Consider the following 5,096-nt stretch of genomic DNA (forward strand, 5'->3'; position numbering starts at 1 on the left):
AGGCGCAGTCCCGGAAGGCCGTCGCGGGCGACGCTCTGAGGCCCGAAAAGCGGGTGCGTGGCGACGATGGCGGCGTGGGCCGGAAGGAGTTCGTCCATCCATTGCGCCGGCAGCATCTTCACGGAGCCGACGTCGATCACCAGCGCCCCCGGCTTGAGGTGTTCGGCGACGGCGACAAGGACCTCCCGCATCGCCGCCACCGGGACGGCGACCACGACCACCTCGCAACCCGCGGCGGCTTCAAGCGAGCCGGAGGCGACGCCGAGCGCCTTCGCCCGGCCGGCCGTTTCGGGCGCCCTGTCGAACACCAGCACATCGAAATGGGCTTTCAGGATTCCGGCCGCGAGTTGACCGAACTGCCCAAAGCCGATGAGACCCAGGTTCTTCATGGGCGCTCGATAGCCGGGGCTGCGACGCACCGCAAACCGTTCGCCTCGGAGTCGGAGCCCGGCTGGATCGTGTGATACGAACCGGACACACGCGGTTCACATTCGGAGCCTTAGCTTGGCCCCGCCACAATCTGGGAGTTCCTGATGCGCCCCGTCCTAATCGCCGCCACCATCGCCCTCGCGGCCGCCAGCGTCGCTCAGGCCCAGATGCCTGCGCCGGCCGACCTCATCAAACGCTGGGACACGGACGGCGACGGCGCGGTCTCAAAGGCCGAATGGACGGCTGCCGGAAGGCCGGCCGAGCGGTTCGCCATGGTCGACGCGAACAAGGACGGCAAGGTCACCGCCGCCGAGATGGAAGCCGCTATGGCGGCCATGCGCCAGCGCGGCGGATGAGCGAGATCACCTCAGACGCGCGCGCCCGGTTCCAGTCCCGGGCCGCCGAGGCGGCATGGGACGGTGATCCGCGCACGCCGGACGGCCTCGTCGGACTCGCGGCGGCGATGCTCGGCATGGCCGCCGCGGCGCCGGAGCGACTGGCGGGTTTGTATGACCTGGCGGCAAGCCGCTGGTTCGGCGAGGCGGTCGCGGCGCCGGAAATTCCTGGTTCCGACTCGCCGCCCGAGCCGATCCCGGCGGACTTCTGGACGGCCTTCTGGGCCCTGTTGGATACGCCGCCTGGAACCCTTGGCGCCGCCGGCGTCACCCAGCGGACAGCCGCGCTCGCCGGCGTCTGCGGGCCCGGCCTAAGGGATCGCGCCGCAGCGGCGGCGCTCGCGTACCCCGGCTGCGCCGAAGCGGCCGCCGGCGGTTATCCGGAACGGTTCACACTTGAGGCCCTGGCGCGTTGCCCGAAGGATTCGCTCGGCGGCGCCTTCCACGCCCTGATCGTCGACAACGGCTTCGACCTCGAGGTGCTGGATCGCGATGCGCTGGGCCTCGCCGACCTGCCGCCGCCGCTCGACTATCTCAACACGCGAATCCTGCAGTGCCATGATCTCTGGCACCTGGCCGCCGGCTACCGCACCACCGGTCTTCACGAGGTGGCGATCTCCGGCTTTCAGCTGGGCCAGTTCGGCCACCACTATTCGGCGATGTTCCTGGGCATGGTCACCGCCCGTGCGGCCCTGGAGCGCCCTGAGTCCGCGACACTTCTGCTCGATATCATCCTGGGCGGATGGCGCCACGGTCGCGAGAGTCCGCCGATCCTCGGCGTTGATTGGCCCGCGATCTGGGACCAGCCGCTGGAAACCATCCGCAGCCGGCTGGGTCTCAAGGCCTTCGAGTCGTCCTGGCCCGCTGACCTGTTCGAACAGCTGCGCGCCGCAGCCTAGCCCTCGCGGAAGTAGGGCTCGACCGGCCCCTGCAGCTTCACGGTCAAGGGCTTGCCGCGCCGGTCCTTGCTGGCGCCGACCGTCAGCCGCACCCAGCCTTCGCTGACGCAGTATTCCTCGACATTGGTCTTGTCCTCGCCCTTGAAGCGGATGCCCACATTCCGCTCCAGGATCGCGGCGTCATAGAACGGGCTGTCGGGGTCCGCGCTCAGGCGATCCGGCAGGGCGGGGATTGCATCATCAGTCATGGCGGGCGCTTCGCACGCCGCCCGCCGCGTTTCAAGTCGGGCGCGGGATCACTTCGGCTTCACGAACCGCATGACGAACTGGTCGGTCTTGCCCCGGATGGCGGGCGAGAACACGTTGGCCGTGCGCGGGTCGGACGGCAGGCGCAGGAAGTCGGCCTCTCGGTCCAGCTTGAAGCCGGCGGCCTCCACCTCGCGACGCACGATGGCCGGATCGATCCGGTGGATCGTATTGGCCGTCTCGAGCCCGGCGCCGGGCGCCGCCGAGTGGTCGATGATCAGATAGACCCCGCCCGGCTTCAGCGACTTGAAGACCTCGGCGTTGACCTTGGCCGCCGTGTCCTTCGGGAACGGGGTCAGGTGCAGGTCGTGATAGTTCTGGACCGTCAGCACCAGGTCGAGCCCATCCGGCAGATCGAGTGCGCCCAGCGACATATTGATCGCTTTCACGTTGGCGAGCGCGGCGGCGACCGCCTTCTGTTCGTCGCCATAGGCGGCGCGGAACTGAATGAATTCGGCGGGCTGATAGGCGACAACTTCGCCCTTGGCGCCGATGGCGGCCGAGAGCAGGCGCGTGAAATAACCACCGCCCATGATCAGGTCCGCCACCTTGGCGTCCGGCCGGACCCCGGCCAACTCCAGGGTCTCGCCGGCCTTGCGCGCGGCGTCACGCGCCTGATCTGCGGCGGGACGGGAACTGTCGTTCAGCGCAGCGGCGACATTGGTCGGCAGGGCCAGCGCTGGAGCCGTTCCAGCAAGCACCAAAACCGCCGCAGCGGCCAGCATCCAACGATGGGTCATGGCCCGATCTCCTCCATTTGAAGGTGAGACTAGACCTGCGGGCGCGCCTTGGAAACAACGCCCGCCGCCCCGAGCTTGGCGCCCGATTTAGAGGATCAGAGGGCGACGCGCGCCCGGAACCGGCGTCGACGGACCACGTAGCCCACCGCGCCGAAGCCCAGGATCATCATGGCCCAGGTCGACGGCTCAGGCACCGCCGTGCCGCCGGAGCCGCCACCGCCGCCGCCACCCGTGCCGCCATTGCCGCCGCCGGAGCCGCCACCGCCACCGCCACCGCCGGTGAACTGATCGAGCGGCGTGACCGGACCACCGGTTCCACCACCGCCAGGGCCACCACCGCCCGTGCCGCCACCCGTGCCGCCGCCGGGGCCACCGCCCGTACCGCCGCCTGTGCCGCCGCCATCCGGCAGCGGGCCTGGGGGATCGAGGTTGGGGGGCGCGCCGCCGCCGGGCGGGTTGAAGGGATCACCGCCGCCGGTTCCACCGCCGCCGCCCGTGCCGCCGCCAAATCCCGTGCCGCCGCCGCCGCCTGCACCGCCGCCGCTGCCGCCACCGGTGTCTCCGGCCAGCTCAAGCGGGGGCGCCAGATCTTGTCCACCACCCGGGCCCGGATCGATAAACGTCGTGCCGCCGTCGCCGCCGGTCTGGGTCGCGCCGCCATCGCCGCCGCCCGCGCCGCCACCGGCGGCGCCACCGCTACCGCCGCCACCGCCGCCACCGGCCCCGCCGGTGTCGCCAAAACCGGTATCGCCAAAGCCGATATCGCCGTCCTGTCCACCATCGCCGCCGGGTCCACCGCCGCCGCCGCCGCCGGAGCCGCCAGCACCACCGGTATCGCCACCCTGACCGCCGTCTTCCTGCGCGCCGGCGTCGCCCGTCGTCTGGCTGCCATCCGTCTGAGGGGCCGTCTCGCCGCCGCCGCGCAGAACGCTCAGACGACCGCCATCCAGCGGATCCGTCACCTGCGTCACCGTCGGTGCGGCCAGCGCGCCGGCCGCGAACATCATGGCCAGCACGCCGCCATGGCGCGTGACCTTGCGGTGCCAGGGATCCGTCGGACAGACTTCTGGCCGCATCGCGGCGTGCCAAGGCATGAGCGGGCAGATCTCGCCGTCCGGGCCCAGGACCCGGCCCGGCCAGATCCAGCTCCACATCCAGCTTTCGCGCCACCACTTGGCAGTGTTCTGGTCGAGGTCCTCAGGCCAAGCCCAGCCGAACATCATCGCCATCAGGCCATGACGACGACCGAACGGCTCATCGTTCAGGCGATCCGGCCAGAGCCACGCACCCAGCTGCGCCACCCAGGGCCACCCTGCGCGCCTGGCTTCGGTCTCCAGCGGATCGGGCCAAAGCCAAGCCAGCGCGGCCCCGGCCGCGCCACGGCGCGAACGGTCATCACGATAGGAAGCGACGCTCATACGGGCGCCCTCCCATCCAGCGTCGCAAGGACGCTGATCGCAATGTTGTCGCAAAGGGCAGGCATAGGACCCGAGACACCAAACACGAATGCGGGGACGAGCGTAGGCTCGCCGGTTAGCCGGACTTTGTCAGAATTCCCCCACGGAGTCGTTAAGCGACGGCCGACCGCGACGTTTTGCCTCGCCGCGGCGCGCCACTCGGTAGAGATGAGATCTCGCTCGACCGCGGACATCTCGCCCTCCTGCTTCCCCCGGACCAGACCCATCGTGGGACTCCCGATCCGAACCTGGTCCCCACGTCACCTGATCGGCTGGCGCAGGATGAAACGCCTCAGACGGGAATTCCCGTGCGAGGCGAGTCTCGATGACCGGTTCGAGCAACATGCGTGCCAGCCGATCGGATCGTCGCGGGACCCGCCGATCTACGAAAAAGGGGCCCGCTGGGGGCCCCTCCGTCGGTTCGACCGAGACAAGCAGGTCGGCTGTCAGGCGCCCAGCGCCGCCGTGGCGCCGGCCGCGAACAGGCCGAGCACAAGCAGGAACGAGGGGGCGACGCGGTCGAAGAACCGTCCAAACTTCACGAGAGACATGACACACACCTTTTCAGTTTGCTTTCCCCAGGGACTGGGGGCTTTTCTTATTTGAACGGTGCTCAGATAGTGACGATCTGAGCGTCGTCAAGATGTCTATGCGCCGGACGGATATGAATTTATGGTAAGGTCATGAGTGAAGCCCGCACCGCCGAGCCCCGCCCCTATCACCACGGCGATCTGCGCCGCGCCCTGGTGGAAGCCGCCCGAAGGCTGCTGGAGGCCGAGGGCCCGTCTGCGCTCTCGCTGAGGGCCGTGGCGCGGGAAGCGGGCGTGAGTCCTGCCGCTCCCTATCATCACTTCAAGGACAAGGCCGAGT

General features: G+C 69.5%; 6 protein-coding genes and 1 pseudogene. 3 read left to right on the forward strand and 4 right to left on the reverse strand.

All coding sequences use genetic code 11. From position 1 onward, the window contains the following. Positions 1-389: prephenate dehydrogenase/arogenate dehydrogenase family protein (locus ACIQ3R_RS15005; RefSeq protein WP_397419667.1), on the reverse strand; the 389-nt coding region annotated here is incomplete at its 3' end. Between the two features lie 144 nt (positions 390-533). On the opposite strand from ACIQ3R_RS15005, the gene ACIQ3R_RS15010 reads away from it, so the two are divergent. Together ACIQ3R_RS15010 and ACIQ3R_RS15015 are read left to right on the forward strand one after the other, a co-directional pair. Next, complete coding sequence (locus ACIQ3R_RS15010) at positions 534-785, forward strand: EF-hand domain-containing protein (protein ID WP_397419669.1); 252 nt, start codon at positions 534-536, stop codon at positions 783-785. Further along, on the forward strand, positions 782-1,723 hold the full coding sequence (locus tag ACIQ3R_RS15015) for a Coq4 family protein (protein WP_397419670.1): 942 nt from the start codon (positions 782-784) through the stop codon (positions 1,721-1,723). Before ACIQ3R_RS15010 ends, ACIQ3R_RS15015 begins: the two co-directional genes overlap by 4 nt. On the opposite strand, the gene ACIQ3R_RS15020 is transcribed toward ACIQ3R_RS15015, so the two are convergent. The 3 genes and pseudogenes from ACIQ3R_RS15020 to ACIQ3R_RS15030 all read right to left on the reverse strand — a co-directional run. Then, positions 1,720-1,971, reverse strand: coding sequence for a DUF3297 family protein (locus ACIQ3R_RS15020; RefSeq protein WP_397419671.1), 252 nt, complete (start codon positions 1,969-1,971; stop codon positions 1,720-1,722). The genes ACIQ3R_RS15015 and ACIQ3R_RS15020 overlap by 4 nt on opposite strands. A gap of 48 nt (positions 1,972-2,019) precedes the next feature. After that, positions 2,020-2,769, reverse strand: coding sequence for a class I SAM-dependent methyltransferase (locus tag ACIQ3R_RS15025; protein ID WP_397419672.1), 750 nt, complete (start codon positions 2,767-2,769; stop codon positions 2,020-2,022). A gap of 95 nt (positions 2,770-2,864) precedes the next feature. Then, positions 2,865-2,969: pseudogene (locus ACIQ3R_RS15030) on the reverse strand (PEPxxWA-CTERM sorting domain-containing protein); the annotation flags it as partial. A 1,940-nt stretch (positions 2,970-4,909) separates the two neighbouring features. Here ACIQ3R_RS15030 and ACIQ3R_RS15035 point away from each other — a divergent pair. Further along, positions 4,910-5,096: TetR family transcriptional regulator (locus tag ACIQ3R_RS15035; RefSeq protein ID WP_397419673.1), on the forward strand; the 187-nt coding region annotated here is incomplete at its 3' end.

Source organism: Phenylobacterium sp. (assembly GCF_044371015.1).
Classification (GTDB): domain Bacteria; phylum Pseudomonadota; class Alphaproteobacteria; order Caulobacterales; family Caulobacteraceae; genus Phenylobacterium.

What these genes read in the sequence shown, in the direction of transcription:
- ACIQ3R_RS15010 (WP_397419669.1), top strand. Translation starts at nt 534, where the DNA reads ATGCGCCCCGTCCTAATCGCCGCCACCATCGCCCTCGCGGCCGCCAGC.
- ACIQ3R_RS15015 (WP_397419670.1), top strand. Translation starts at nt 782, where the DNA reads ATGAGCGAGATCACCTCAGACGCGCGCGCCCGGTTCCAGTCCCGGGCC.
- ACIQ3R_RS15020 (WP_397419671.1), bottom strand. Translation starts at nt 1,971, where the DNA reads ATGACTGATGATGCAATCCCCGCCCTGCCGGATCGCCTGAGCGCGGAC.
- ACIQ3R_RS15025 (WP_397419672.1), bottom strand. Translation starts at nt 2,769, where the DNA reads ATGACCCATCGTTGGATGCTGGCCGCTGCGGCGGTTTTGGTGCTTGCT.